The organism is Stackebrandtia soli (genome assembly GCF_965137155.1).
Classification (GTDB): Bacteria; Actinomycetota; Actinomycetes; order Mycobacteriales; family Micromonosporaceae; genus Stackebrandtia; species Stackebrandtia soli.
On the sequence record NZ_CBCRZX010000013.1, the window covers coordinates 71631 to 98195 of the forward strand.

General features: G+C 67.6%; 22 protein-coding genes. 16 read left to right on the plus strand and 6 right to left on the minus strand.

Features of this window, described 5'->3' with window-relative positions:
* Nucleotides 1-12 precede the first annotated feature (12 nt).
* A complete protein-coding gene (locus ACM9NP_RS10480; RefSeq protein WP_415646446.1) occupies nt 13-978 on the minus strand; it encodes a COX15/CtaA family protein in 966 nt (321 codons plus the stop codon).
* A gap of 79 nt (nt 979-1057) precedes the next feature.
* On the opposite strand from ACM9NP_RS10480, the gene ACM9NP_RS10485 reads away from it, so the two are divergent.
* From ACM9NP_RS10485 to ACM9NP_RS10535, 11 genes are all read left to right on the plus strand, one after another.
* The gene (locus ACM9NP_RS10485) at nt 1058-1789 is read left to right on the plus strand and encodes a helix-turn-helix transcriptional regulator (protein WP_415646447.1); all 732 of its coding nucleotides are present in this window, start codon (nt 1058-1060) and stop codon (nt 1787-1789) included.
* Nucleotides 1786-3219 (plus strand): Fe-S cluster assembly protein SufB, encoded by a 1434-nt coding sequence (gene sufB / locus ACM9NP_RS10490; RefSeq protein WP_415646448.1) that lies wholly within the window; start codon nt 1786-1788, stop codon nt 3217-3219. The genes ACM9NP_RS10485 and sufB overlap by 4 nt, the downstream gene beginning before the upstream one ends.
* A gap of 48 nt (nt 3220-3267) precedes the next feature.
* Nucleotides 3268-4446, plus strand: coding sequence for a Fe-S cluster assembly protein SufD (sufD, locus tag ACM9NP_RS10495; protein ID WP_415646449.1), 1179 nt, complete (start codon nt 3268-3270; stop codon nt 4444-4446).
* The gene (locus ACM9NP_RS10500) at nt 4446-4772 is read left to right on the plus strand and encodes a bifunctional 3-phenylpropionate/cinnamic acid dioxygenase ferredoxin subunit (protein WP_415646450.1); all 327 of its coding nucleotides are present in this window, start codon (nt 4446-4448) and stop codon (nt 4770-4772) included. Before sufD ends, ACM9NP_RS10500 begins: the two co-directional genes overlap by 1 nt.
* Before the next feature lie 24 nt (nt 4773-4796).
* Nucleotides 4797-5567: a Fe-S cluster assembly ATPase SufC gene (gene sufC / locus ACM9NP_RS10505; RefSeq protein WP_415646451.1), complete on the plus strand. Its 771-nt coding sequence runs from the start codon at nt 4797-4799 to the stop codon at nt 5565-5567.
* Between the two features lie 2 nt (nt 5568-5569).
* Nucleotides 5570-6862 carry a cysteine desulfurase gene (locus ACM9NP_RS10510; protein WP_415646452.1) on the plus strand — a complete coding sequence of 431 codons (1293 nt, stop codon included), beginning with the start codon at nt 5570-5572 and terminating at the stop codon, nt 6860-6862.
* Nucleotides 6859-7311, plus strand: a complete 453-nt coding sequence (gene sufU / locus ACM9NP_RS10515) for a Fe-S cluster assembly sulfur transfer protein SufU (RefSeq protein WP_415646481.1) — start codon at nt 6859-6861, stop codon at nt 7309-7311. The genes ACM9NP_RS10510 and sufU overlap by 4 nt, the downstream gene beginning before the upstream one ends.
* Entirely contained in the window at nt 7308-7724 is a 417-nt protein-coding gene (locus ACM9NP_RS10520) for a metal-sulfur cluster assembly factor (protein WP_415646453.1), read from the plus strand. Before sufU ends, ACM9NP_RS10520 begins: the two co-directional genes overlap by 4 nt.
* Before the next feature lie 639 nt (nt 7725-8363).
* The gene (locus ACM9NP_RS10525) at nt 8364-10352 is read left to right on the plus strand and encodes a GTP-binding protein (RefSeq protein WP_415646454.1); all 1989 of its coding nucleotides are present in this window, start codon (nt 8364-8366) and stop codon (nt 10350-10352) included.
* 220 nt (nt 10353-10572) lie between these two features.
* Nucleotides 10573-11271 carry an acVLRF1 family peptidyl-tRNA hydrolase gene (locus tag ACM9NP_RS10530; protein WP_415646455.1) on the plus strand — a complete coding sequence of 233 codons (699 nt, stop codon included), beginning with the start codon at nt 10573-10575 and terminating at the stop codon, nt 11269-11271.
* 189 nt (nt 11272-11460) lie between these two features.
* Complete coding sequence (locus tag ACM9NP_RS10535; RefSeq protein ID WP_415646456.1) at nt 11461-12294, plus strand: aldo/keto reductase; 834 nt, start codon at nt 11461-11463, stop codon at nt 12292-12294.
* 49 nt (nt 12295-12343) lie between these two features.
* Here ACM9NP_RS10535 and ileS read toward each other — a convergent pair whose 3' ends face one another.
* From ileS to ACM9NP_RS10555, 4 genes are all read right to left on the minus strand, one after another.
* Nucleotides 12344-15472 carry an isoleucine--tRNA ligase gene (gene ileS, locus ACM9NP_RS10540; RefSeq protein ID WP_415646457.1) on the minus strand — a complete coding sequence of 1043 codons (3129 nt, stop codon included), beginning with the start codon at nt 15470-15472 and terminating at the stop codon, nt 12344-12346.
* Between the two features lie 348 nt (nt 15473-15820).
* Nucleotides 15821-16702, minus strand: coding sequence for a DUF2797 domain-containing protein (locus tag ACM9NP_RS10545; protein ID WP_415646458.1), 882 nt, complete (start codon nt 16700-16702; stop codon nt 15821-15823).
* A gap of 151 nt (nt 16703-16853) precedes the next feature.
* Nucleotides 16854-18251: a dihydrolipoyl dehydrogenase gene (lpdA, locus tag ACM9NP_RS10550; RefSeq protein ID WP_415646459.1), complete on the minus strand. Its 1398-nt coding sequence runs from the start codon at nt 18249-18251 to the stop codon at nt 16854-16856.
* 286 nt (nt 18252-18537) lie between these two features.
* Nucleotides 18538-19245 (minus strand): M23 family metallopeptidase, encoded by a 708-nt coding sequence (locus ACM9NP_RS10555; protein ID WP_415646460.1) that lies wholly within the window; start codon nt 19243-19245, stop codon nt 18538-18540.
* Nucleotides 19246-19616: 371 nt separating this feature from the next.
* Here ACM9NP_RS10555 and ACM9NP_RS10560 point away from each other — a divergent pair, with 371 nt between their 5' ends.
* Entirely contained in the window at nt 19617-21242 is a 1626-nt protein-coding gene (locus ACM9NP_RS10560; protein WP_415646461.1) for an ABC-F family ATP-binding cassette domain-containing protein, read from the plus strand.
* 15 nt (nt 21243-21257) lie between these two features.
* Here the strand turns inward: ACM9NP_RS10560 and ACM9NP_RS10565 are convergent, their stop codons facing one another.
* The gene (locus tag ACM9NP_RS10565; RefSeq protein ID WP_415646462.1) at nt 21258-21992 is read right to left on the minus strand and encodes an endonuclease/exonuclease/phosphatase family protein; all 735 of its coding nucleotides are present in this window, start codon (nt 21990-21992) and stop codon (nt 21258-21260) included.
* Between the two features lie 340 nt (nt 21993-22332).
* Here ACM9NP_RS10565 and ACM9NP_RS10570 point away from each other — a divergent pair, with 340 nt between their 5' ends.
* The 4 genes from ACM9NP_RS10570 (at nt 22333) to ACM9NP_RS10585 (ending at nt 26508) form a co-directional block, all read left to right on the plus strand.
* Complete coding sequence (locus ACM9NP_RS10570) at nt 22333-22560, plus strand: helix-turn-helix domain-containing protein (protein WP_415646463.1); 228 nt, start codon at nt 22333-22335, stop codon at nt 22558-22560.
* Between the two features lie 86 nt (nt 22561-22646).
* On the plus strand, nt 22647-23402 hold the full coding sequence (locus tag ACM9NP_RS10575; RefSeq protein ID WP_415646464.1) for an enoyl-CoA hydratase/isomerase family protein: 756 nt from the start codon (nt 22647-22649) through the stop codon (nt 23400-23402).
* A gap of 158 nt (nt 23403-23560) precedes the next feature.
* Nucleotides 23561-25420, plus strand: coding sequence for an ABC transporter ATP-binding protein (locus ACM9NP_RS10580; RefSeq protein ID WP_415646482.1), 1860 nt, complete (start codon nt 23561-23563; stop codon nt 25418-25420).
* A gap of 131 nt (nt 25421-25551) precedes the next feature.
* Complete coding sequence (locus ACM9NP_RS10585) at nt 25552-26508, plus strand: peptidoglycan DD-metalloendopeptidase family protein (RefSeq protein WP_415646465.1); 957 nt, start codon at nt 25552-25554, stop codon at nt 26506-26508.
* Nucleotides 26509-26565: the final 57 nt, after the last annotated feature.

The following is a 26565-nucleotide window of genomic DNA, read 5'->3' on the forward strand; positions in this document are numbered from 1 at the left end:
GTCCTGTATCGACTATTCGGTCATGCTCGGGCGACGTAAGGACGCGACGGGAGCGGTGACGTCGATCAACTCGGTCCGCTGTGTGGGCGTGTGCGCGGGCGTGTCATCGATGGGCAGGCGGGTCCGCCCCATCAGGTGCACTCGCAGTGCCGCCAGCCACAGCAGCGCGGCGCCCAGCATGTGCGCGCCGACGAGCAGCTCCGGGAGCCCCGTGAACAACTGTACGAAACCGATCAGGCCCTGACCGAGCTCGACCGCCAGCAGGGTCCACGCGGCCGTGACCATGTTCCGAGGCGCCTTCACCGATTTCAGCGTGAACAGCAGCGCGACCGTGAAACCGAGCAGGAGGAACACCGCGTCGGCGTGCGCCTGCGACAACTGGACCGGGTCGAGGCCGATGCGCGGCGACGCCGGATCCCCGGCGTGGGGGCCCGAACCGGTGACGATGACGCCGATCGTGATGACCGCGAACGTCACCCAGACGACCGCGAGCGTCAACTGTCGGGTCTGCCGGGGCACGACCGGCTCGAACGGCCCTTCGATCTCCCGCGATCGGAACCAGCCGGTGAACGCCGCGGCGAGGACCCCGATCGTGACGAGGAAGTGGCAGCTGACGACCCACGGGTTCAGTCCCGTCTCAACCGTCACGAAACCGATGAGCGCCTGCGCGGGGACGCCGATCGCCACGAGGAAGGCCATCCGCACGACCGATTTACGGCGGGGGCGGGCGAACCACGCCGCCAACAGCGTCGCCACGGCGACGATGCCGACGACGACACCGAACAGGCGGTTCCCCCACTCGATGGCACCATGAATGCCCAGTTCAGGCGTCGTGTGGAAGGTCCCCGGGGCGCAGTTCGGCCAGCTCGGGCATCCCAAGCCGGAGCCCGTCAGACGCACCGCCCCACCAGTGATGACGATCATGACGTTGACGACGACGTTCAACAGGCTCAAACGCTTAACCCAGACTGGTGCCACAAGGCCCCACGATACGGCGGTGGCGTCCGTCACCCACCCCCGGTTGGCACCCCCTCCTGAAATAAGCAACACTGGGGTTGTGCAATACGACGCGACCCGGCATCACGCCGGCTGCCAGCCCCCAGACGGGCAGACCCGCAGCCGCGTCGCTCGACTCTTGCTCGAAAACGCGAACCTGACCGCCCGAGACCTCGCCGACCGGCTCGGAATCACCCCCGTCGCGGTCCGCAAACATCTCGACGCGATGACCGCCGAGGGCCTCGTCACCCATCACGAGCCCGACGGCACCCGCCGAGGCCGAGGTCGCCCCGCGCGCACCTACCGGCTCACCGCCGCCGCCCGCGACACCTTCGGCCACCACTATGACGACCTGTCCACGCAGGCGCTGCGCTGGATCCACAAGCACGGTGGCCCCGCCGCCGTCGCCGCGTTCGCCGCGGAGCAGGTCGCCCCGCTGGAGGAACGCTGCCGTCAGGCGATGAACGGGGCGTCCGATGAACCGCTCGCCCAAGCCGAAGCGCTCGCCGCCGCGTTGTCGGCGGAGGGCTACGCCGCGACCGCGACGCTCATCGCCGGCGGTGGGCAGTTGTGCCAGCATCACTGCCCAGTCGCGCACGCGGCCGCCGAGTTCCCGCAACTGTGTGAGGCTGAGACACAGGTGATCGGGCGGCTCGTCGAGGGGCACGTCCAGCGGCTCGCCACAATCGCCAACGGCGATGGAGTGTGCACGACCTACATTCCCGGTGTCCAAGACGCCGGGCTACAGTCCGCATCCGAAACTACCGACAAGTCACAGGTGAGGAACCAATGACCGACACCACGAACGTCGCTCCGCTGAGCCAGGAGGAGACCCTCGCCGCGCTCGGCAAGTACGAGTACGGCTGGGCCGACCCCGACGCCGCGGGCGCCGTCGCGCAACGTGGCTTGTCCGAAGCGGTCGTGCGCGACATCTCCGGCCGCAAGAACGAAGAACAGTGGATGTTGGATCTGCGCCTGAAGGGCCTGAAGCTCTTCGGTCGCAAGCCGATGCCCGGTTGGGGCGCCGACCTCTCCGGCATCGACTTCGACAACATCAAGTACTTCGTCAAGTCGACCGAGGGTCAGGCGAACTCGTGGGAGGACCTCCCCGAGGACATCAAGAACACGTACGACCGGCTCGGCATCCCCGAGGCCGAGAAGCAGCGCCTCGTCGCCGGTGTCGCCGCGCAGTACGAGTCCGAAGTGGTCTACCACAAGATCCGTGAGGACCTCGAGGAGAAGGGCGTTATCTTCCTCGACACCGACTCCGGCCTGAAGGAACACCCGGAGCTCTTCCAGAAGTACTTCGGTTCGGTCATCCCGGTCGGCGACAACAAGTTCGCGGCCCTGAACACCGCCGTCTGGAGCGGTGGCTCGTTCATCTACGTGCCGCCGGGCGTCCACGTCGACATCCCGCTCCAGGCCTACTTCCGGATCAACACCGAGAACATGGGCCAGTTCGAGCGGACGCTGATCATCGCCGACGAAGGCTCGTACGTCCACTACGTCGAAGGCTGCACCGCGCCGATCTACTCGTCCGACAGCCTCCACTCGGCGGTCGTCGAGATCATCGTCAAGAAGAACGCCCGGGTGCGGTACACGACCATCCAGAACTGGTCGAACAACGTCTACAACCTGGTCACCAAGCGCGCCGTCGCCGAAGCCGGCGCGACCATGGAATGGGTCGACGGCAACCTCGGCTCCAAGGTCACCATGAAGTACCCGGCCGTCGTCATGACGGGCGAGCACGCCAAGGGTGAAGTCCTCAGCGTCGCGATGGCCGGCGAAGGCCAGCACCAGGACGCCGGCGCGAAGATGACCCACGCCGCTCCGTACACGTCCTCCTCGATCATCTCCAAGTCGATCGCGCGCGGCGGCGGACGCACGTCCTACCGTGGCCTCGTACAGGTCAACGACGGCGCTCACCACTCGAAGAGCACCGTCAAGTGCGACGCGCTCCTCGTCGACACGATCTCGCGCTCCGACACCTACCCGTACGTCGACGTCCGTGAGGACGACGTCCAGCTGGGCCACGAGGCGACCGTGTCGAAGATCAGCGACGACCAGTTGTTCTACCTGATGAGCCGTGGTCTCACCGAGGACGAGGCGATGGCGATGATCGTGCGCGGCTTCATCGAGCCGATCGCCAAGGAGCTGCCCATGGAGTACGCCCTGGAACTGAACCGCCTCATCGAGTTGCAGATGGAAGGCGCGGTCGGTTAACCGCCGCCGTACCCGCGTAAACGCCGACTAGGAGAAGACCTCACCACGATGACCACGAACGCAATGGCGCGCCCGCACGCTCACGGGCCCGGCTCCGATGTCCCGCCGAAGACGAAGTCCCAGTTGCTTCGTTCGTACGACGTCGCCGACTTCCCGACCCTCAACGGCCGGGAGGAGGACTGGCGGTTCACCCCGCTGCGACGTCTGCGGGGCCTCCACGACGGGACTCTCCCCGCCGCGAGCGCCGCGCCGCGCCGCGAGCACGACGCGCTCCCCGAGGGCGTGACCGTCGCGGCCGTCGGCAAGGACGACACCCGCATCGGGTCGGTACTGGTGCCGTTCGACCGGCCCAGCGCCCAGGCGTACACGTCCATGGCGGAGGCCCTGGTCGTCAGCGTCGCCCCGGATACGGAGGCGACGACCCCGGTCGTCGTCCGTGTCACCGGAGAAGGCTCCGACGGCGCCTCGTACGCGCACACGTTCATCGAGGTCGGGCGGTTCGCGTCCGTCACGGTCGTGCTCGACCACACCGGCTCCACCACGCTCGCCGACAACGTCGAGATCGACGTCGCCGACGGAGCGAAGCTGACGCTCGTGTCCATCGCGGACTGGTCCGCGGACGCCGTGCAGTTGCAACACCAGAAGGTCCGCATCGGCCGGGACGCCGCCGTCACCCACGTGTCCGTCACGCTCGGCGGCGACGTCGTCCGCCAGTACCTGTCGGCGGAGTTCGCGGGGCCCGGTGGCTCCATCGACGCGTTCGGTTTGTACTTCGCCGACGACGGCCAGCACCTCGAACACCGTCAGCTCGTCGACCACGGTCAGCCGGACTGCCGCTCCAACGTCAACTACCGCGGAGCGCTGCAGGGCGCCGACGCGCACACCGTGTGGGTCGGCGACGTCCTCATCCAGGACGTCGCGACCGGCACCGAGACCTACGAGATCAACCGGAACCTGGTACTCACCGACGGCGCTCGCGCCGACTCCGTGCCGAACCTTGAGATCGAGACCGGCGAGATCCTCTCGGCCGGGCACGCCAGCACCACGGGCCGCTTCGACGACGAGCAGCTGTTCTACCTCCAGTCGCGCGGCATCACCGCCGACGAGGCCCGCCGTCTCGTCGTGCGCGGGTTCTTCATCGAACTGATCAACAAGATCCCGGTCGAGGCGCTGCGCGACCGCTTGAGCGACGGTATCGAGGCGCGACTCGACAAGGTCGGTGCGTGATGACCGACGCCTCGTACATCCGCATCTGCGCCGTCGACGACATTCCCGTCGGCAGCGCGATCCGGGCCGAGATCGACGGCACGCCCGTCGCGCTCGCGCGCTCCGGCGATGAGGTGTACGCGATCTACGACGAATGCTCGCACGCGGCCGTCGCGCTGTCCGAAGGCGATGTCGAGGACTGCACCATCGAGTGCTGGCTGCACGGGTCCCGTTTCGACCTGCGCACCGGCAAACCGAGCGGGTTGCCGGCGACGGTGCCGGTCGACGTGTACCCGGTCGAGATCCGTGACGGTGACGTCTTCCTCAGCATGACGCCCAAGAACTAACCAGAGATTTTCGGGAGAACCACAATGAGCACGCTTGCCATCCGCGACCTGCACGTCTCGGTCAACACCGGTGACGATGGGGAGAAGGAAATCCTCAAAGGCGTCGACCTGACCATCGAGTCGGGTCAGACCCACGCCATCATGGGCCCCAACGGGTCCGGCAAGTCCACCTTGGCGTACTCGATCGCCGGACACCCCAAGTACACGATCACCTCGGGCACCGTCACGCTCGACGGCGAGGACGTGCTGGAGATGTCCGTCGACGAGCGCGCCCGCGCGGGCCTGTTCCTGGCGATGCAGTACCCGGTGGAGGTGCCGGGTGTGTCGGTGTCGAACTTCCTGCGCACGGCCAAGACCGCGCTCGACGGTGAGGCCCCGAAGCTGCGCACGTGGATGAAGGACCTGAAGTCGGCCATGGACGACCTTCAGATGGACGCCGCGTTCGCGCAGCGCAACGTCAACGAGGGCTTCTCCGGTGGTGAGAAGAAGCGCCACGAGATCATGCAGCTCGAACTGCTGAAGCCGAAGTTCGCCATCCTCGACGAGACCGACTCCGGCCTCGACATCGACGCGCTGCGGGTCGTCAGCGAGGGTGTCAACCGGAGCAAGGAGCGCACCAACGCGGGCTTCCTGCTGATCACGCACTACACGCGGATCCTGCGCTACATCAAGCCGGACTTCGTGCACGTGTTCGTCGGCGGCCGGATCGTCGAAGAGGGCGGCCCTGAGCTGTCCGAGCGTCTCGAGACCGAAGGCTACGAGCGGTTCATCGCCGCCGCGAGCCAGGGGGCGTGACGATGACGGCGCTGGCATCGCACCGCCCACCGGACGTGCCGTCGCTCGACGTCGACGCGATCCGCGCCGACTTCCCGATCCTGAGTCGTACCGTCAACGGGAAACCGTTGGTGTACTTGGATTCGGGTAACACCTCGCAGAAGCCGAGGCAGGTCATCGACGCGATGGCGGAGTTCTCGCGCCACTCGAACGCCAACATCGCCCGCGCCGTGCATCAGCTCGGTTCGGAGGCGACGGAGGCGTTCGAGGGCGCGCGGGAGAAGGTCGCCCGGTTCATCAACGCGCCGAGTTCCAACGGTGTCGTGTTCGTGAAGAACTCGACGGAGGCGATCAACCTCGTCTCGTACGCGATGCTGGCGGCGTCCGTCGGTCAGGGCTCCGACGAGCGCTTCCGTCTGCGCGAGGGCGACGAGATCGTCATCTCCGAGATGGAGCACCATTCGAACATCGTTCCGTGGCAGTTGCTGTGCGAGCGCACCGGCGCGACGCTGAAGTGGTTCCCGATCACCGACGCCGGGCGCCTCGACACGTCCGGGCTGGACGAGTTGATCACCGAACGCACCAAGCTCGTGTCCATCGTGCACATGTCGAACATCCTCGGGACGATCAACCCGACCGGGGCGATCACGAAGAGGGCGCACGAGGTCGGCGCCCTCGTCATGCTCGACGCGTCGCAGTCGGTGCCGCACATGCCGATGGACGTCGTCGCCTACGACGTCGACTTCATCGCCTTCACGGGCCACAAGATGCTCGGCCCGACCGGGATCGGCGTGCTGTGGGGCCGTGAGGAACTGCTCGCGGCGATGCCGCCGTTCCTCGGTGGCGGTTCGATGATCGAGACGGTGACGATGGCGCGGACGACGTACGCCGCCCCGCCCGCCCGTTTCGAGGCGGGCACCCCGCCGATCACCGAGGCCGTCGGTCTTGGCGCGGCCATCGACTACCTGACGGCGTTGGACATGCGCGCGGTTCAGTGGCACGAGAAGGAGCTGTGCGCCTACGCGTTGCCCGCGCTCGAGTCGGTCCCCGGGCTGACGATCATGGGGCCGCGGGTGCCGTTGGGACGCGGTGGCGCGATCTCCTTCGACCTGGAGGGCATCCACCCGCACGACGTCGGGCAGATTCTCGACGCCGAGGGCGTTGAGGTGAGGGTCGGGCATCACTGCGCCAAACCGACGTGCGCGCGTTTCGGCGTCGCCGCGATGACTCGGGCGTCGTTCTACGTCTACACGACGGAGGCGGAGATCGATGCCCTGGTGGACGCACTGCACACGACACGGAAGGTCTTCGGCTGATGCTGGACGAGCTGTACCAGGAGGTCATCCTCGACCACTACCGGTCCCCGCACGGCAAGGGCCTGCGGGAGCCGTACGAGGCCGAGGCTCATCACGTCAATCCGACGTGCGGCGATGAGATCACCCTGAGGGTCCATCTCGAGGGCGACACGGTCGCCGACGTCTCGTACGACAGCGTCGGATGCTCGATCTCGCAGGCGTCCGCGAGCGTCATGTACGACCTGGTGAACGGCAAACACCTCGACGAGGCACTGGCGGCGCTCGACGCCTTCTCGGAGCTGATGGGCAGTCGTGGTGAGGGCGAACCCGACGAGGACGTGCTGGAGGACGCCGTGGCGTTCGCCGGTGTGTCGAAGTTTCCCGCGCGGATCAAGTGCGCGCTGCTGTCGTGGATGGCATTCAAGGACGCGGCGGCCCGCGCGGGCGCGGCGAGTGGAGAGGGATCATGACCGATATCGATAGGACCGACGAGGCGCAGGCCACGCCTGACGCGGAGCCGACGAAGGCCACCGAGGCCGCGGCGTCGAACCCCGTCGCGAAGGCGGACCTCGATGACGTGACGGAGGCGATGAAGGACGTCGTCGACCCGGAGCTCGGCATCAACGTCGTCGATCTCGGCCTTGTGTACGGACTTCACGTCGACGACGACAACGTCCTCACGGTCGACATGACGTTGACCTCGGCGGCGTGCCCGCTGACGGACGTCATCGAGGACCAGGCCCGGTCGGCGCTGACTCAGGGCCCGGGCGGCGGTCTCGTCGCCGACATGCGGATCAACTGGGTGTGGATTCCGCCGTGGGGCCCGGACAAGATCACGGACGAGGGCCGCGATCAACTGCGGGCCTTGGGCTTCAACGTCTGATAGAGCGACCTTTTCGGGNGCCGGTGAGCTTCTCGCTCGCCGGCGCCCGTCGTCTGTCCCGTGGTCGATTCTCCGCCCGAGGAGTGCGCCGCTGGAGTGCGCCGCCGGATCTGTTGGGGCCGTTCAACTGTGTGGCCCTGACCCGCCGTCATCCTTTGTGGGGGATATGGCCGCCTGGCCCGGCTGGGGAATCGGAGAGTCCTCCCGTCGGGCGTTGCGGTGTACGGATCGATGCGTCCCGCCGTGCGCGGAGACCGCCATCCCAATCCGTGCAAGGGGTTCGGGCTGCAGTTGGTCGGCCGTTCCGATCTCATGGGGAGGCCGTCGTCGTTTGCGCGGAGTCGCGGCCCCGAACGCCGCGGTGATCACCTGATCGGAGAGGTCCGTTGTGCCCTGCTCCGTCCCATCTCGCTGGACGGAGCCCGCGTCGGCTTGGAGGAGCGGTGGGGAGGTCTGGTGTACGGACGGCCGTGCAGGATATGACCGTCGCGCGGAGCGAGTGAAAAACGTTTGCCCCGGTGTGTTCGGTCTGTTGTACTGCATTCGACCAGCGTCATCATTCGAAGGAAAAACCAATGCGAGCGGCTTCCGTGTCCTACCGACCCGAAGGAACCGCTTACGCAAAGGACATGACGCTTCGTGCGCACACTCAACCTCGGAATCCTGGCACATGTCGACGCCGGTAAAACCAGCCTGACGGAACGCCTCCTCTACACCGCCGGAGCGATCGACGCGGTGGGCAGCGTCGACGACGGAACGACCCGCACCGACACGCTCGATCTGGAGCGCCGACGCGGCATCACCATCAAGTCGGCGGTCGCGTCGTTCCGCGTCGAAGACGTGATCGTCAACCTCGTCGACACACCCGGCCACCCCGACTTCATCGCCGAGGTCGAGCGAGCGCTCGGCGTTCTCGACGGGGCCGTCCTCGTCGTCTCCGCCGTCGAAGGCGTCCAACCACAGACGAAGGTGCTGATGCGGACGCTGCGTCGGATCGGCATTCCGGCCCTGATCTTCGTCAACAAACTCGATCGAATGGGTGCCGCCCCCGCCGCCGTCCTGGACGAACTCGCCCGCACGCTCACACCCGCGCTCGTCCCGATGGGCGTAACGTCCCACGTCGGGACCCGGGACGCGATCTTCGCGCCGTACACGGAATCCGACTCGGTCCACATCGATCAGTGGGTCGACGTGCTCGCGGAACATGACGACGCCCTCTTGGCCGACGCTGTCGAATCCGACAGTCCACTATCGAGCGAGAGGGTTCGTCAGGCGCTCTTGTCGCTGTCCCGCAAGGGTTCGGTGTACCCGGTGTTCGCGGGTTCTGCCGTGACCGGGACGGGTGTCGGGGAGCTGCTCGCGGCGATACCGCACCTGCTTCCCGCCGAGGTCGGCGACGCCGACGCGCCGTTGTCGGGCACGGTCTTCGCCGTCGAACGGGGCCGATCGGGCGAACGCGTCGCATACGCGCGCCTGCGCTCGGGAACGGCTCGCGTCCGGGAACTCGTGCCCTTCGGCGACGGCCGCGAAGCGAAACTAACCGCGATCGAAGTCGTCGAACCGGGCGGGCCCGTCCCCGTCGACACCGTTCACGCCGGCCGAATCGGCCGACTGTGGGGCCTGACGGGCGTACGTGTCGGCGACGCCATCGGTATCACTCCGGCCGACCGCCACCGTCATTTCGCCCCGCCCGGTTGGGAGGCCGTCGTGACGGCGGACGATCCGCGCGACCGTCCCGCCGCGCACGTCGCGCTGACGGAACTCGCCGAGCAGGATCCGCTGATCAACCTGCGCCGGGACGACCGTCGCGACGAGACATACGTGTCGCTGTACGGGGAAATGCAGAAGGAGGTCATCCAGTCGACTCTCGCCGAGGAGTACGGCGTCGCGGTGTCCTTCAGGGAGACGACGACCGTCTGCGTGGAACGTCTCGTCGGCACGGCCGGCGCGGCCGAGGTCATCAAGACCGGGGACAACCCGTTCCTGGCGACGCTCGGTCTGCGGGTCGAACCGGGTCCCGTCGACGGCGGGACGACTTTCCACCTGGAGGTCGAGTTGGGCTCGTTGCCGTCGGCGTTCATGAAGGCCATCGAGGACACCGTGCGCGACACCCTGCGTCAGGGTTTGCGCGGCTGGCAGGTCATCGACGCGAGGGTGACGGTGTTCCGCACCGGCTACTGGGCGCGTCAAAGCCACTCGCACGCCGTCTTCGACAAGAGCATGTCCAGCACGGCGGGGGACTTCCGCAAACTGACGCCGCTAGTGCTCATGGACGCGATCCGAGACGCGGGAACCGTCGTGCACGAGCCGATGCACCGCTTCCGGCTCGAGTTGCCAGTGGACACGCTGACGGCGACGCTCCCGGTCCTGTCGCGGTTGCGGGCGGTACCGCTGGAGCAGCGCGTCGTGGCGTCCGCGCTCGTCGTCGACGGGGACATCCCGGCGGCCTCGGTGCATCGCCTGGAACGTCAGCTCCCGTCCCTGACCAGCGGCGAGGGCGTACTCGAGACGGTCTTCGACCGCTTCACCCCGATCACGGGCGACCCGCCGTCCCGCCCGCGCTCCGACGCGAACCCTCTGGACCGCCGCGAATACCTCCTCCGCGTGGGTCGCCTGGTCAACCCGTGACACGAAGGGAAGACCGCTGGCCGGGTGCGGCCGCTGCCTCAGATCCACTGGGCGACAACGGATATCGCGTACCGCCGCTCCGAGTCACGTCGGAGCGGCACCGGCCCCGACCGGCGGTCCTCCACGGACGCGGCCCGTCCCCGCGGCTTTCGGGTGACGCGAGGGCCGGTCGTGACGGGAGGGGTCGGTAGGCTCGCGGGGAGACGAGGAGGCGCTTGGGATGGGGACGAACCGGCCGGCCGCTGGGGGAGGGCGCGACATCTTCGTCGCCCCGGAACGGCTGGGGAAGTGGATCGACGGCTTCGACGTGCGCCACCGCGTCACGTCCATGACACCGACGGAGCACGGCCTGCGCGCGGAGGCCGCCGACACGGCCGTCGCCGTGTGCGCCCTGCCGCTGGGCCGGTCGCTTCCGCCCGGAGCTCCGCCGATCGGCCCCGACGGTGAGTGGGGGAGCCTCCTCGAATACGTCATCGAACACGCCTCGGCTCCGCTGCGCGTCGGTGTCGTCATGGCCCGTCGGGCCGCGCTCGCCGTCGGCGTCTTCGACGGCCCGCGCCTCGAATCCTCGAAAGTGGACACGTCTTATGTGCAGGGCAGGACGGCCGCGGGCGGTTGGTCCCAGCAGCGGTACGCGCGCCGCCGCTCGAATCAGGCGAAGGCCGCCGCGCAGAAGGCCGCCGACGTCGTGAACCGGCTGATCGCGCCGGTGCTCGACACCCTCGACGCCGTCGTCACCGCGGGGGACAAGGACGCCGTCGCGATGATCCTCGAAGACCCGCGACTGGCGGAAGTCGAGAAACGTGTCATCGCACCGCATCTCGGTGACGTTCCGGAGCCTCGGCGCGCCACGCTGGAGGCCCTCCCGGAGCTGTACCGGTCCGTCCACATCCATCTCACGCAACCCGAGGGAACGTGACGGCGCCACCGAGTCGAGTGCTGTTCGTGGTCGTCCCCCTATCTTGACTTTTCCACGTCGCGTCGGCGTGGGCGTCCTCGGGTCCCTCGATCGAGCCGATGCCCACAATGGCTTCCGATTCGGGTCGTGACCGGGCAGGCTGAGGGACGCCGGGCGCTCCCGGCCGATCTTTCGAGAAGGGCGAAACACATGCCACCGGTTCCGATGATCACTCTGTCCAACGGCGTCGCCATGCCACAGCTCGGCTACGGCGTCTTCCGGGTTCACAACGAGCCGGCCGAATCCGCCGTAGCCACGGCGATCGAGGTGGGCTACCGCAGCATCGACACCGCCGCGTACTACCGGAACGAGGAGGGCGTGGGCCGCGCCGTCGCGAGCTCCGGTGTCGCTCGCGACGATCTGTTCATCACGACGAAACTCTGGGACACCGACCACGGTTACGACAACGCGTTGCGCGCGTTCGACGTGTCCCTCGGGAAGCTCGGTCTCGACCATGTCGACCTGTACCTGATCCACTGGCCCGAACCGCGGCGTAACGCCTACGTCGAGACCTGGCGGGCTCTGGAACGGATCTACGCGGAGGGACGCGCCCGTGCCATCGGAGTGTCCAATTTCCACCCACATCGGCTCGCCGAGGTGATCGACGCCTGCGAGATCGTGCCGATGGTCAACCAGATCGAACTGCACCCGTGGCTGACGCAGACCGAGCTGAGGGCGTTCCACGCCGAGCACGGCATCGTCACCGAGGGGTGGAGTCCCCTCGGACACGGCGGTGATCTGCTGAAGGAGCCGGTCCTCCTCGACATCGCCGCGGCGCACGACAAGAGCGTCGCCCAAGTGATCCTGCGGTGGAACATTCAGCTCGGCATCGTCGCGATTCCGAAGTCGGCGACGCCCTCCCGGATCGCCGAGAACTTCGACATCTTCGACTTCTCGTTGACGGAGGCCGAACTGGCGGCGATCAACGCGCTCCACACTGGAACGCGGACGGGGCCCGACCCGGAGGCCCGCGCCGCCCGGTGACGACGAACGGGCGCGAGTCCGCAAGACCCGCGCCCGTCTCACTCCTTCGTCAGCGCTGCGCCTCGATCGTGAAGCGCAGCTCCAGGTCCTCGTCCGCGAAGACCGCCGCGTCGTCCACCATCGCCTCGGTGACGACGGTCGCGAGGACCGCCTGCGCGACCTCCGACTCGTGCTCCCGCAGCGCCGTCGCGGTCTCGCCCTCGGCGGCCCACGTCAGTCGGATGCGGTCGGTGATCTCGAGGCCGCTCTTCTTGCGGGCCTCCTGGATGAGCCGGATCGCCTCACGGGCCAAGCCCGCGCGACGCAGTTGCGGGGTGATCGTCGTGTCGATGGCGGTGACGACACCGCGCTGGTCGGCGACCGCCCAGCCTTCGCGGGGCGTCTGCTTGACGAGGACGTCGGCGGCCGAGATGGTGACGTGGGCTCCGTCGACGGTGAGCGTGAACTCCTTCTCGCCGTCGACGCCCGCCGCGACGTCCGCCGGGTCGAGCGCCATGATGGCGGCCGCGACCTGCTGAGTCGACGATCCGAAGCGTTTTCCGATCTCGCGGAAGTTCGGCTTCACCGACACGTCCAGGACCTCACCGGCGCCGGTCAGGCTCGTCACCTCGCGGACGTTCAGCTCGTCGGCGACGTAGGCGAGCAGGTCGTCACCGAGCCCGGCACCGCCCGGCGCCGCGTAGAGCACGCGCGACAGCGGTTGGCGGACCCGGATCTTGCTGGCCTTACGCGCCGCGCGACCTGCCTCCACGATGGAGCGGATTGTCGTCATCGACGTCCGCAGTCCCTCGTCGAGCGCGGTCTCGTCGACGACCGGCCAGGACGTCAGGTGCACCGACTCCGGTTGCGCCGCGTCTCCCGGGCGCACCGCGACCTTCCAGATGTGCTCGGTGACGAACGGGACGAACGGCGCGAGGAGGCGGGTCAACACCTCGATCGTCTCGTACAGCGTCTGATGGGCGGCCTCGTCGCCGCTCCAGAAGCGCGATCGCGACAGCCTGATGTACCAATTGGACAGATCGTCGATGAACTGGGTGAGCGCCCGTCCGGCCCCGACGGTGTCGAAGTTCTCCAGCGATGAGTCGACGACGGAGACGAGGTGGTGCAACTCGGCACGCAGCCACCGGTCCAGCGGTGTCAGCTCGACGGGCCTGTCGCTCGGGCGCCAGTCGTTCGCGTCCGCGTACAGGCTGAAGAACGACACCGTGTTCCACAGCGACAGGAGCACGTTTCGCGAGATGTCCTCGAGCGGGCCGTCGCCGATCTTGCGCGGCGACCACGGCGATCCCGAACAGAGCATGAACCAGCGCAGGGTGTCCGCGCCGAACTTGTCCATCAGGGGCATCGGTTCGAGGATGTTGCCGAGGTGCTTGCTCATCTTGCGGCCGTCCTCGGCGAGGATGTGGCCGAGGCATACGACGTTCTCGTAGGACGACTTGTCGAAGACGAGCGTCCCGATCGCCATCAGCGTGTAGAACCAGCCGCGGGTCTGGTCAATCGCCTCCGAGATGAACTGCGCCGGATAGGTCTGCTCGAACTTCTCCCGACTACCCTCCACGAAGGGGTATCCGAGTTGTGCGAACGGCATCGAACCGGAGTCGAACCACGCGTCGATGACCTCCGGCACGCGGATCGCCTCGGTGGCGCACTCCGGGCACGGGAAGGTCACGTCGTCGATGAACGGACGGTGCGGGTCCAGATCGGACAGGTCGCGGCCGGTGAGTCGTCCGAGCTCGACGCGCGATTCGACGCAGGTCGTGTGGCCCTCGCCGCAACGCCAGATCGGCAGCGGGGTGCCCCAGTACCGGTTCCGCGACAGCGCCCAGTCGACGTTGTTCGTCAGCCAGTCGCCGAAACGCCCGTTCTTGATGTGCTCGGGGTACCAGTTCGTGTTCTCGTTCTCGCGCAGCAGGGCGTCCTTGATCGCCGTCGTCGTGATGTACCACGACAACTGCGCGTAGTACATCAACGGCGTGTGGCAGCGCCAGCAGTGCGGGTACGGGTGCTCGTACTCCTGGTGACGGAACAGGACACCGCGCCGGTTCAGCTCGTCGATGAGGACGGCGTCGGCCGACTTGAAGAACATGCCGCCCACGAGCGGCACTTTCTCGAGGAACTTGCCCTCGTTGTCGACCGGGTTGACGACCGGCAGGCCGTACCGGCGGCAGGTCTCGAGGTCGTCGGCGCCGAAGGCGGGAGCCTGATGGACGAGCCCGGTGCCGTCGGCGGTCGTCACGTAGTCGGCGAGGATCACCCGGTGCGCGTCCGGGATCTCCACGAAGTCGAGCGGGCGCTCGTACGCGAGCCCTTCCAGCTGCGCGCCGGGCAGTGTCGCGAGGACCTCGACGTCGTCACCGAGGACGGAGGCCACGAGCGGCTCCGCGACCAGGAAGGTCCCGGACTCGGCGCGGACGACCGCGTAGGTGACGTCCGGGTGGACCGCGACGGCCGTGTTGGACACGAGAGTCCACGGGGTCGTCGTCCAGATCAACAGGTCGACCCCGTCGATACCAGCCACGGCCGCCTTCGCGGGCATGCGAATGTAGACGGACGGATCCTTGACGGTCTCGTATCCCTGTGCCACCTCGTGGTCGGACAGTCCGGTGCCGCAACGTGGGCAGTAGGGGGCGACGCGGTGATTCTCGACCAGCAACCCGCGATCGTAGATCGTCTTGATCGCCCACCAGACGCTCTCCACGTACTGCGGTGCCATCGTCCAGTACGCCTCGGACATGTCGACCCAGTAGCCGACACGTTCCGTCATCGCCTCGAACTCGCCGACGAAGCGCTGCACCGACGCGCGGCACTGTTCGTTGAACTTCGCGATGCCCACCCGCTCGACGTCCTGCTTGCCGGACAGGCCGAGTTCCTTCTCCACCGCGATCTCCACCGGCAGCCCGTGGCAGTCCCATCCGGCCTTCCGGGGGACGTGGAAGCCCTTCATGGTCTTGAACCGGGGGAAGACGTCCTTGAACACCCGCGCCTCGACGTGGTGCGTGCCCGGGCGACCGTTCGCCGTGGGCGGCCCCTCGTAGAACATCCATAGTGGCTTGTCGCTGGAGGCGTCGACGCTGCGCTGGAAGACGTCCCGGTCCCGCCAGAACGCCAGAACCTCGTGATCGATCGTCGACAGGTCCAGATGTGGTGACTGGGCGGCGAACGGGGACGGGTCGGACATTTGTATTGCTCCTCGGCTCACATGTGCGGGGTTCGGGCCGGGCTCTCCCACGCCACAGCCGTCGCGTTCGGCCCCGAAATCCTAGAACGATCCCGCGTATCCTATAGCCCGCTCGGGAGGGCCCTTCGAGGTCGATGGCCGTCCGCCGAACGGGGGCGGGATCGCCGCTCGGCGCGGCGGCGAAACCGATCTCTAGGACCGCGATTCGCCGTCCGACCTGGAACCGCGGCGGTCGCGGATGAGCCGGTCGTCTCATGGCGTGCCGCTTCGGCGTAGATCAGGGCCAGGTCCGGACGCCGCCCGTTCTCCATGTCGTGTTGCCGGACTGGTGGACGATGATCGACAGGCTCAGAACAGGGTCGGCTGCGTCGCGTGCGACGTCGCCGGGTGCACGGGCAGTCCCAGCGGCAGACGACTCGGCGCGGACTCGGACGTCGTGAGGCGCCAGCCCGCGATCAGTCGCGCGTCGAGGAGCACCGCGCCGCGCTCCGTGTCGAGGAGCAGGGAACGTCCCGACGCCACCAGAACGCGACCGCCCAGGACGGAGCCCGATTCGACGGCCGTCAAGGGACGGTACGACGACGGCAGCTCACCGTCCAAACCAAACTGTCGAGTATGGTGCATCACTTCGGGGGAGGCGGTCGTGATCTTCGGCAGATCGGCGATGGCGGTGCCCGCCTGATCCGCCGCGGCGAGCAGTCTCGCCCGGCCGGTCTCGGGATTCGCGCTCCACCACAGCTGAGGCTTGCGGCCCAGTCGAACCCGTTCCGTGGCGATGCCAGCGCCCGAGATCGTCTGCTCCGCCGCGCGGATCGGCGCGAGCGTGCCGTCCGCGATGAACGTGTACGCCAACGCGCCCTGCTCGGTGAGTCGGTTCGTTCCCCTTGCCGCCGAACAGATCCCTACCTTGATCGTCTCGTCGCCGAACCACGCCAGGTACAGGCGGTACGGACTGCCGTCGTCGTGGGCTCGATCCCGGGCGACCTGACGGCCCGCGTCGGCGTTGCCGCACGCCACGCATTGGGCGTCGGTGGCGGTGGCCTCGATGCGCTCGCCGAACGGGCAGGACTGGCGTCCGGCGCCGCGCCGCCAGTGTCCGACGCACCCGCGCGGCCCCTCGACGGCCACGCGCAGCGTCGCGCCGGGTCCGGCCGGGGCGGCCGACTCCGCGCCGAGCGCGAGGAACGGCACCCCGTCCGTCCAGTACAGACCTGTCGAGGGTTCGGTCACGATGTCTTCCTCCTGAGACGACGGACTTTCACACTAACGAACGCCCGAAACCGGACCGAATCACGGCGGGCGCCGTTCGTCGACGCGGCCATACGACGACCGCCGTCCGGACCATCGGGTCCGAACGGCGGTCGATGTCTACAGTGGGTGCTCACATGTTGATCATGTGCCCCGCGAGGCCGTGGATCGCTTCCTTGACCGCTTCCCCGAGGGTCGGGTGCGCGTGCACGTTCCGCGCCATGTCATCCACAGTGGCTTCCCACATCTGGGCCATCGTCAGTTCCGGCAACAGCTCCGTCACCTCCGGGCCGATCAGGTGGCCGCCGAGGAGCTCGCCGGTCGCCGCGTCGCTGATCAGCTTGACGAAGCCCTTCGCCTCGCCGAGGCCGTGAGCCTTCGCGTTCGCCGTGAACGGGAACTTCGCGACCTTGATCTCGGCGACCCGCTCACGCGCCTGAGCCTCGGTGTAACCGAAGCTGGCGATCTGCGGCTGGCAGTACGTCGCGCGCGGGATCATCGCGTAGTCGAGTTCCATCGTCGGCGCACCGCCGATGGTCTCGGCGGCGATGACGCCCATCGCCTCGGCCGTGTGCGCGAGCATCAGCTTGGCGGTGACGTCGCCGATCGCGAAGATGTGCGGCACGCTCGTCCGGCACCTGCCGTCGACATCGATGGCGCCGCGTTCCGTCACGTGGACACCCGTCCGCTCCAGCCCGTACCCGTCGACGCGGGGTGCGAAACCGATCGCCTGGAGGACCTTGTCCGCCTCCAGAACCTCGTCGCCCTTCGGGCCGGAGACGCTGACCTGCACGCCGGAGCCGTTCTCCTTGATGCCCGTCACCCGGGTGTTCGTGCGCACGTCGACACCCAACTTGCGGTACTGACGGGCCAGTTCCTTGGACACGTCGGCGTCCTCGGTGGGGACGATCCGGTCGGCGAACTCGACCAGGGTCACGTCCACGCCGTAATTACGCAGCACGTAGGCGAACTCCACACCGATCGCGCCCGCCCCGGCGATCACGATCGAGTCCGGCAGCGTGTCCGACATGATCTGCTGCTCGTAGTCGACGACGCGGTCGCTCAACGACGTCCCCGGCAGGAGCCGAGTCACCGCGCCCGTCGCGATGATGCAGTTGTCGAACGTCACAGTCTCCGAACCGTCGTCCCCGACGACGTTGAGCGTGTTCGCATTGGCGAAGGTCCCCGCGCCGAAGTACTGCTTGATCTTGTTCTTCTTCATCAGGTAGTGGACGCCCTTGACCCGGCCATCGGCCACCTCACGGCTGCGCGTGAAGGCCTTGCCGTAGTCGAAACGGACGGCGCCGTCGACCTCGATGCCGAAGGTCTCGCGCTCCTCACCGAAAATGTGCGCCAGCTCGGCGTTGCGCAGGAGCGCCTTCGACGGAATACAGCCGACGTTGAGGCAGACCCCGCCCCAGTACTTCGACTCCACGATCGCGGTGCGCAGACCAAGCTGGGCCGCGCGAATCGCGGCGACGTACCCGCCCGGTCCGGCGCCCAGAACCACTACATCCCAGTGCTCACTCATCGGCGCATGGTACCGCCTGAGCGGCGGTCGTCCGAGGTAAAGGTTGTCCTGTTCATCTGCGGCCGCGCGGGGTGAGCGGGGACACGTGACCGGGCGAAGGCGGAGAATCGCCTGCTCATCGGTGCCACCGCGTCTTCGGCGTGCCCGGAACGCGACCGATGGCCGCGGGCGTCCGGTGGGACCGTCGGGTGCGAGTGAGACGGGACGCACAGCCGTGACGACAGACGGAGACGCCCGCGCGGGTCGGGCGCGGGCGTCTCCTGTGGGGGAATGAAGGCAGTCTTGGTTACAGGTCGACTCCGTGGTCGGTCAGCCACTCGTGCGGGTCGACCATCGTGCCGTTGTCGTTGACCTCGAAGTGCAGGTGGGGACCGGTGACGTCACCGGTCGAGCCGGCCAGTCCGACGACATCGCCGGGCTTGACCTTGTCTCCGACGGAGACCTTCAGCTTGGAGTGGTGGCCGTACACGGTCAGCACGCCCTTGCCGTGGTCGATGATCACGCTGTTGCCGTATCCGCCGTTGGGGCCGGCCTGAACGACGACGCCCGCTGCGGCGGCGTAGTTCGGTTCACCCTCGTTGGCGGCGAAGTCGAGACCGAAGTGCATCTCACCGGCGCGCCAGGCGCGCGGTCCGTAGACGTCACTGATCTCGGCGGGAGACGGCGACACCCAGTCCGGCTTCTTCTCCGGCTCTTTGGCGTCCTTCGGCTCCGGCTTCTTCTCTTCTTCCTTTTCCTTTTCGGGAGCGGTTGTGGTTTCCTCTTCGCGCTCGTCGCCGCGGTCGGCCCGGTCGTCGTTCGGCCGGTCGCTCGCGTTGGCGACGGTCTCCACCGGGTCCGTGAGGGGAGCGGCGGTGGTGGTCGCGGTGATCGCGCTGAATCCGACGGTGCCGACCGCTATCGCGGCGAGCACGGTCCGGGCCAGGTTGGAGCCTCGGTGTTTTCCGAGGTAACGACGGTCCTTGCTGCTGGGTTTGCTCTGGGGAAAGTCCATAACGCAGAGAACCGTAGCGAACTCGAAACCGGACAATCGTGAACTAAAACCGCAGGTCACGACAGTACTATCGTCGCGTAACGGCTTAGTGGCCGCGCCGGTGAGGCCGGACGGACCGAGCCGGTGAAGGGGCGCGGACCGACCGGACGATGTCGTGTGACTGGTGTGGTCGGCCGCAATGCGATGGCGTCGTCCTCAGTCGGCCGGATAGACTGGTCGCGTGCATCGCTGTCAAGACTGAGCTCGCTGGGCCGATTCGACCACTCTCACGCACCGGGATGACCGGGCTGGATTCGTTTGAGAGGGAATCGGCAGAAGACCCCTGTCTTTGATCCGCCAGTCTTCTATTCCGCGAAAGCGAGCCTCACACCATGATCTCCGTAACCGGACTCGAACTGCGCGCCGGTGCGCGCATCCTGCTGTCCGACACCAATCTGCGCGTCCAGCCGGGCGACCGCATCGGCCTTGTCGGCCGCAACGGCGCCGGTAAGACGACCACCCTGAAGAGTATGGCCGGGGAGAACCTGCCGTACGCGGGAGCGATCGAGCGGCGTGGTCCGTTCGGTTACCTGCCACAGGATCCCCGAACCGGCGACCTGGGGGTTTCGGCGCGGGACCGGGTGCTGTCGGCCCGCGGGCTCGACGTCCTGCTGTCCGACATGACGAAGGTCCAGGCACAGCTGGCCGAGATCGCCGACACGGCCGAGCGCGACAAGCTGGTTCGTCGATACGGCAATCTCGAGGATCGTTTCGCCTCGATGGGCGGGTACGCCGCCGAATCCCAGGCCGCACGGATCTGCGCGAACCTCGGCCTCGCGGATCGCGTGCTGGCTCAGAACCTCGGCACGCTCTCGGGCGGTCAGCGTCGCCGCGTCGAGTTGGCGCGGATCCTGTTCGCCGACACCGCCGACGGTGACGGCACCCTGCTGCTGGACGAGCCGACGAACCACCTCGACGCCGACTCGATCACCTGGCTGCGCACCTATCTCTCCGCGCACAAGGGCGGTCTGGTGGTCATCAGTCACGACGCGCAACTGCTCGAAGCGGTCGTCAACAAGGTCTGGTACCTCGACGCCAACCGCTCCGCCGTCGATCAGTACAACCTCGGTTGGACGGCGTACCTGAAGCAGCGGGAGGCCGATGAACATCGGCGTAAACGCGAGCGCGCCAACGCGGAGCGGAAGGCCGCCTCGCTGTCGGCTCAGGCCGAGAAGATGCGCGCCAAGGCGACGAAGGCGACCGCCGCGCAGAACATGCTGCGTCGCGCGGAGCGTCTCGTGTCCGGCCTTGAGGACGTTCGGGTCGCCGACCGGGTGGCGAAGGTCCGGCTGCCACAGCCGGCACCGTGCGGGAAGACTCCGCTGACCGCCGAGGGCCTGTCGAAGACCTATGGGTCGCTCGAGGTGTTCATCGACGTCGACGTCGCGATCGACCGGGGTTCCCGGGTCGTCATTCTGGGCCTCAACGGCGCCGGGAAGACGACGCTGCTGCGCATGCTCGCCGGTCAGATCGTGCCCGACACGGGCGGGGTCATCGCCGGTCACGGCCTTCGGATCGGCTACTACGCGCAGGAGCACGAGACGCTCGACGTCGAGCGTACGGTCCTGGAGCTGATGCGTTCGGCCGCGTCGACGGCCGAAGGGAATTACACGGACACGGATCTGCGCAAGATCCTCGGCGCGTTCCTGTTCACCGGTGACGATGTGGACAAACCGGCCGGCGTGCTGTCGGGTGGCGAGAAGACCCGACTCGCGTTGGCGACGCTCGTCTGTTCCGGCGCGAACGTGCTGTTGCTCGACGAGCCGACGAACAACCTCGACCCGGCCAGCCGTGAACAGGTCCTGGACGCGATCTCCCGTTTCCCGGGGGCGATCGTCCTGGTCACGCACGACCCCGGCGCGGTCGAGGCGTTGCGCCCCGAGCGGGCGATCCTGCTGCCCGACGGCGACGAGGACATCTGGAGCGACGACCTGCTGGAACTGGTCGAACTCGCCTGAACCGATCGCGGCGGCTCACGTCGGCGACGTGAGCCGCAGATCGACGATGACGGGCGTGTGATCGCTCGCGGCGTCCCGGACCGTCCGAACGCGCTCGACGGCCACACCGTCGCCGACGTAGACCCTGTCGATGCGAATGAGGGGTCGTGTCGACGGGAAGGTCGCGTGCCGTAGGCGGCGAGGTGACCACCGATCCGGGTCGACGGTGTCGGCGAGGCTAGCCGAGATCGCGTCGAGTTCGTGGGCGTTGGCGGTGTTGAGGTCTCCCGCGACGATCACCGGATGCTCTGCGGTGGAGGCGATCTCGGCGATGTGTCGTAGCTGGACCGTCCGGACCGGATGTCTGGAGGGCCCCGGTGTCACGTGGGCCGACATGACGGTGACGGTGCCTTCGGGAGTGTCGATGTCGGCCGCGACGAGCGCTCGCGGCTCCCCGCCGCCGGGCAGGGGATAGGACGTCGTGCGGGTGATCGGCCAGCGGCTGAAGACCCCGTGACCGTAACCCCCCGTTCCTGCGGCGCCGTTGTCACGCAGCACGGTGGCGACGAAGTGGACGTGCATACCGAGCCTATCGGCGATGACGGCGGGCTGATCCACGAAGCCCGACCGCCCGCCGAAGCGTTGGTCCAGTTCCTGAAGACATGCGATGTCCACAGTGTGCTCGGCGAGGATGTCGCACACGCGCTCCAGGCTGGGCGTGCCGTCGACGGTCGCGCCGTGGTGGATGTTGTACGTCGCCAACCGGATCATGGCCCGACCCTACGTCGTGCCTTCCCGTCGTTCCGGGTTTCGTCGGGGGAGTCCCACGCGCGGTGAGAGCGGGTGCTTCGGACGGCGTGGGGCCTCGGCCGGCGTTCCGGGTGACACCCCCGCCCGTCGCCGAGCCTTCGGGCAGCGGCAGACTTCGGTGCCGTCGCGAAGGCGATTCTCCTTGGCCGCCATACGAAGTCGCGCTATCGGGAATCCGACAGAAGCTTGTCTCATTGGCATCGAACCGCTATGACTGATCCTTACCCCATGATCATCGAGACCGTGCTCAATGGTCGGTATCGCCTCGTGGCATGGGTCCCTCATTGCTGAAAGGAAACCGATGTCTCACGACGAACGTGTTGCGCCCGTGGTGAAAGGCCGTCGTATCAATGGCTCGGAACGAGAGGAACTGATCCGGCGGCTGATCGACGGGTACGGCGAAGGTCAAAGTATCCGAGCGTTGGCAGCCTCGGTGGACCGCTCATACGGGTTCGTCCATCGTGTGCTCTGCGAGGCCGGTGTGGCACTGCGTAAACGAGGCGGAAAGCGTCCGCGCGTGTCCGCATGAGCCGGTGCGCGACGGGCGCGCGGGCGCTACCATCGTCCCGATTCGCCGCGCCCTGACGGGGGACGGCCCGAGGTGTGGAGTGGACGATGGACGATTCCCGACAGGTGACGGTTGAGATCGACGGCCCGGTGGCGAGAGTGACGATGTGTCGCCCTGACGCCTTGAACGCGCACACCCCACAACTGTGGAGTGAGCTGCGGGACATCGGCCACTCGCTACCCGGAAGCGTGCGGTGCGTCGTCGTTTCCGGCGCCGGAAAGTCCTTTTCGGCCGGTCTTGATCTGTCGGTGCTGTCGGGTCCCCTCCCGGTTGAGCTCGCCTCGGCGTCCGATGCCGACGCCGAGGCTCGCCTTTGGTCCTTTCAGGAGGCGTTCGACTGGTTGCGGCGCCCCGACATCGTGTCGATCGCGGCGGTACGGGGCCACGCGATCGGCGCGGGCCTCCAACTCGCGCTCGCCTGCGACCTGCGGGTGATGTCGACGGACGCTCGCATCCGGGTCGGCGAACCGGGCCTCGGGCTCGTCCCGGACCTCGGGGGAACGAAGCGCCTCGTCGCCGAGCTCGGCTACTCTCGCGCGCTCGAACTGTGCCTGACCGGCCGTACCGTGACCGCGGAGGAGGCCGTCGTGCTGGGCCTCGCTACTCTCACGGTCCGCCCGGGCGAACTCGACGACGCCGTCGAGGACCTCACGCTGGCGATTCTCGCGGTTCCACGCGAAGCCGCGATCGAGACGAAGGCCCTGCTGCTGTCCGCCGGAGTCCACGATGATGCCGCTCAGCTCGCCGCCGAGCGCGCCGCGCAGCTGCGACTCATCCGTGGCCGGGTCGGCGCCGGGGAATAATCGGACGGACGATGACGCTGGAGCCCTTCGGCGAGTCCGAGCAGGACTCGACGGGGTGGCCAACCGCCCCCATTTGACATGGCCGCCTCGCGGGCGGGACACGGTAGAGCGAAGGGCGGCAGGCGAACGTGACGTTCATGGGCGCGGGGATGCGCGGCATGCGGGGATTCCACCAGTCGGACCGCTCGCTCGCGGATACGAAGCTCTCCAAGGGAATGCTGCGCCGCATCATGCGGTTCGCACGCCCGTATCGACGCGACATCATCGTGTTCCTGGTGACCGTCGTCGCGTCCGCCACGATCGCCGTCGCCACGCCCGTCCTCGCCGGTGACGTCATCAACGTCATCACCGGCGGCGGACCGGCCGACGCCGTCTGGCGAATCGCCGGGCTGATCGCGGTGCTCGCGATTCTCGACGCGGGTCTCCAGCTGGCGAACAGGTGGTTCTCGGCGAAAGTCGGAGAGGGCCTCATCTACGCGTTGCGGCGGCAGGTGTTCGGTCACGTCCAGTCCATGCCGCTGGCCTTTTTCAGCCGAACGCAGACCGGCGCGCTCGTCAGCCGCCTCAACAACGACGTCATGGGCGCCCAGCGCGCGTTCACGTCCACATTGTCTGGAGTGGTGGCGAACGCGATCGCCGTGGTCCTGACGCTTGGAGTGATGGTCACCCAGTCGTGGCAGATCACGCTCCTGTCTCTCGTGCTCGTACCGGTGTTCCTCGTTCCCGCGAAGCTCGTGGGCCGCCGATTGGCCGCGCTCACGAAGGAGAGCTTCGAGCTCAACGCGGGCATGAACGCCCAGATGACAGAACGTTTCGGAGTCGCCGGGGCGCTTCTGGTGAAGCTCTTCGGCCGACCGGAACTCGAGACCGAACGGTTCGCCGAACGCGCCGACCGCGTCCGTTCCATCGGCATCACCACCGCGATGTACGGGCGCACCTTCATCGTCGCCCTCACCCTCGTCGCCGGCCTCGCCCAGGCCGTCACCTACGGTCTCGGTGGCTGGCTCGCCCTCAACGACTCCCTCTCCGCGGGCACGGTCGTCACGCTCGCTCTCCTGTTGACCCGCCTTTACGGGCCGCTGACCGCACTGTCGAACGTCCGCGTCGACGTCATGAGCGCCCTGGTGTCGTTCCAGCGCGTCTTCGAGGTGCTGGACCTCGAACCGCTCATCCGTGAGTCCCCGACCGCGAAGGCGATCCCCGAGGGCCCCGCGACGATCGCCTTCGACGACGTCGAGTTCACCTACCCCCGAGCCGAGGACGTCTCGCTCGCGTCCCTTGAGGACGTCGTCCGGCTCGACACGACCGAGAACAGCCCCGTCCTGCGAGGAGTCGACTTCACCGTCCGCGCGGGCACCACCGTCGCGCTCGTCGGACCGTCCGGCGCGGGTAAGACCACGACGTCGATGCTGGTGCCCCGCATCTACGACGTCACCGGGGGAGCGGTCCGGATCAACGGACTGGACGTTCGGGAGGCCACCGAACAGTCCCTCAAGGACACGATCGGCGTGGTGACGCAGGACGCCCACATGTTCCACGAGTCCATTCGCGCGAACCTGGAATACGGTCGTCCGGGAGCCGACGACGCGCAATTGTGGGACGCGCTCGACCGTGCCTATGTCGGCGACGTCGTCCGTCGTCTCCCGGACGGTCTCGACACTATCGTCGGCGAGCGCGGCTACCGCTTCTCCGGCGGCGAGAAACAGCGCCTCGCGATCGCCCGCCTGCTGTTGAAGTCACCCCGGGTCGTGATTCTGGACGAGGCGACGGCCCACTTGGACAGTGAGTCCGAGGCGGCCGTGCAACGAGCGCTCGCGGAAGCCCTGTCCGGTCGAACGGCACTGATCATCGCCCATCGCCTGTCGACGGTGCGTGACGCCGATGAGGTGGTCGTCCTCGCCGAGGGGCGCGTGGCGGAACGCGGCACGCACACGGAGCTGATCGCCTCAGGCGGCCTGTACGCGGAGCTGTACCGGACTCAGTTCCGGGACCACCCGGACCGCCCGATCGCCGAGTAGCGGCCGCGGCCGCCATATGGGTTTTTAATAGCTGGATATTTGAATGTCCTTGCCCCTTTGGGTAATCTGCGCCGAATTGCTTCGGGCTCGTTCATCGACCCGTCGAATGCCCACAAGAAAAGGACGACGCCGTGACTGAGAACCAGACTCCCGACAACTCGACATCCTGGGGGCGCCGCGGATTCCTGGCGGCCATGGGAATTGGCGTTGGTGCCGCGATCGTCGGCCTTCCCGCGCAGGCGTCGGCGGCCGGTGCCTGGAGCAACCCGACGATCGGTCGCATTACCTCCGGCTTCCGCCCACCAAGCCGTCCGACGCACTCCGGAACTGACGTGGCGAACAGCCAGGGAACCGCGATCCGCGCCGCCAACGCCGGAAAGATCGTGGGCGTCCGCACCAACTCCTACCCCGGCGATACCCGCCCGGGGCTGTTGCCCGGTCGCACGGGCAACGCGGTCCTCATCGACCACCTCAACGGTTACCGCACCTACTACGGTCACATCTACAGCGCCGGCGTCTCCGTCGGACAGACCGTCTCCGCGGGACAGTACATCGCCGCGATGGGTACCACCGGCAACTCGACCGGGCCGCACCTGCACTTCGAGGTCCTGGTCAACGGCTCCCCGACCAACCCGTACACCTTCCTGGCCAACCGGGGCATCACCCTCGGTTCCAGCGCTCCCATCGGCGGGGCCGGATGGCCGACCGTGAAGCAGGGTTCGACGGGCACTCTCGTCAAGGTCGTTCAGCACCTTCTCAGCGCGAACGGACACTCGCTCGTCGTCGACGGCAACTTCGGCTCGGTCAGTGTCGCCGCCGCGAAGGCGTTCCAGACGAAGAAGGGTCTCGTCGCCGACGGCGTCGTCGGGCCGAAGACCTGGCCGAAGCTGATTCTCGAGGTCAAGAGCGGCTCTACCGGTTCGCGCGCCAAGGCCGCTCAGGTCGCTCTGAACCGTCAGGGCGCCAGCCTGGTCGTCGACGGGAACTTCGGCTCGGTCAGTGTCGCCGCCGCGAAGGCGTTCCAGACGAAGAAGGGTCTCGTCGCCGACGGCTTGATCGGCCCATTGACCTGGGAAGTGCTGGTCTAACACCACGACCACCTTCGCCGGGTCCGGTCCGCTGTGGTGGACGGGCCGGACCCGGCA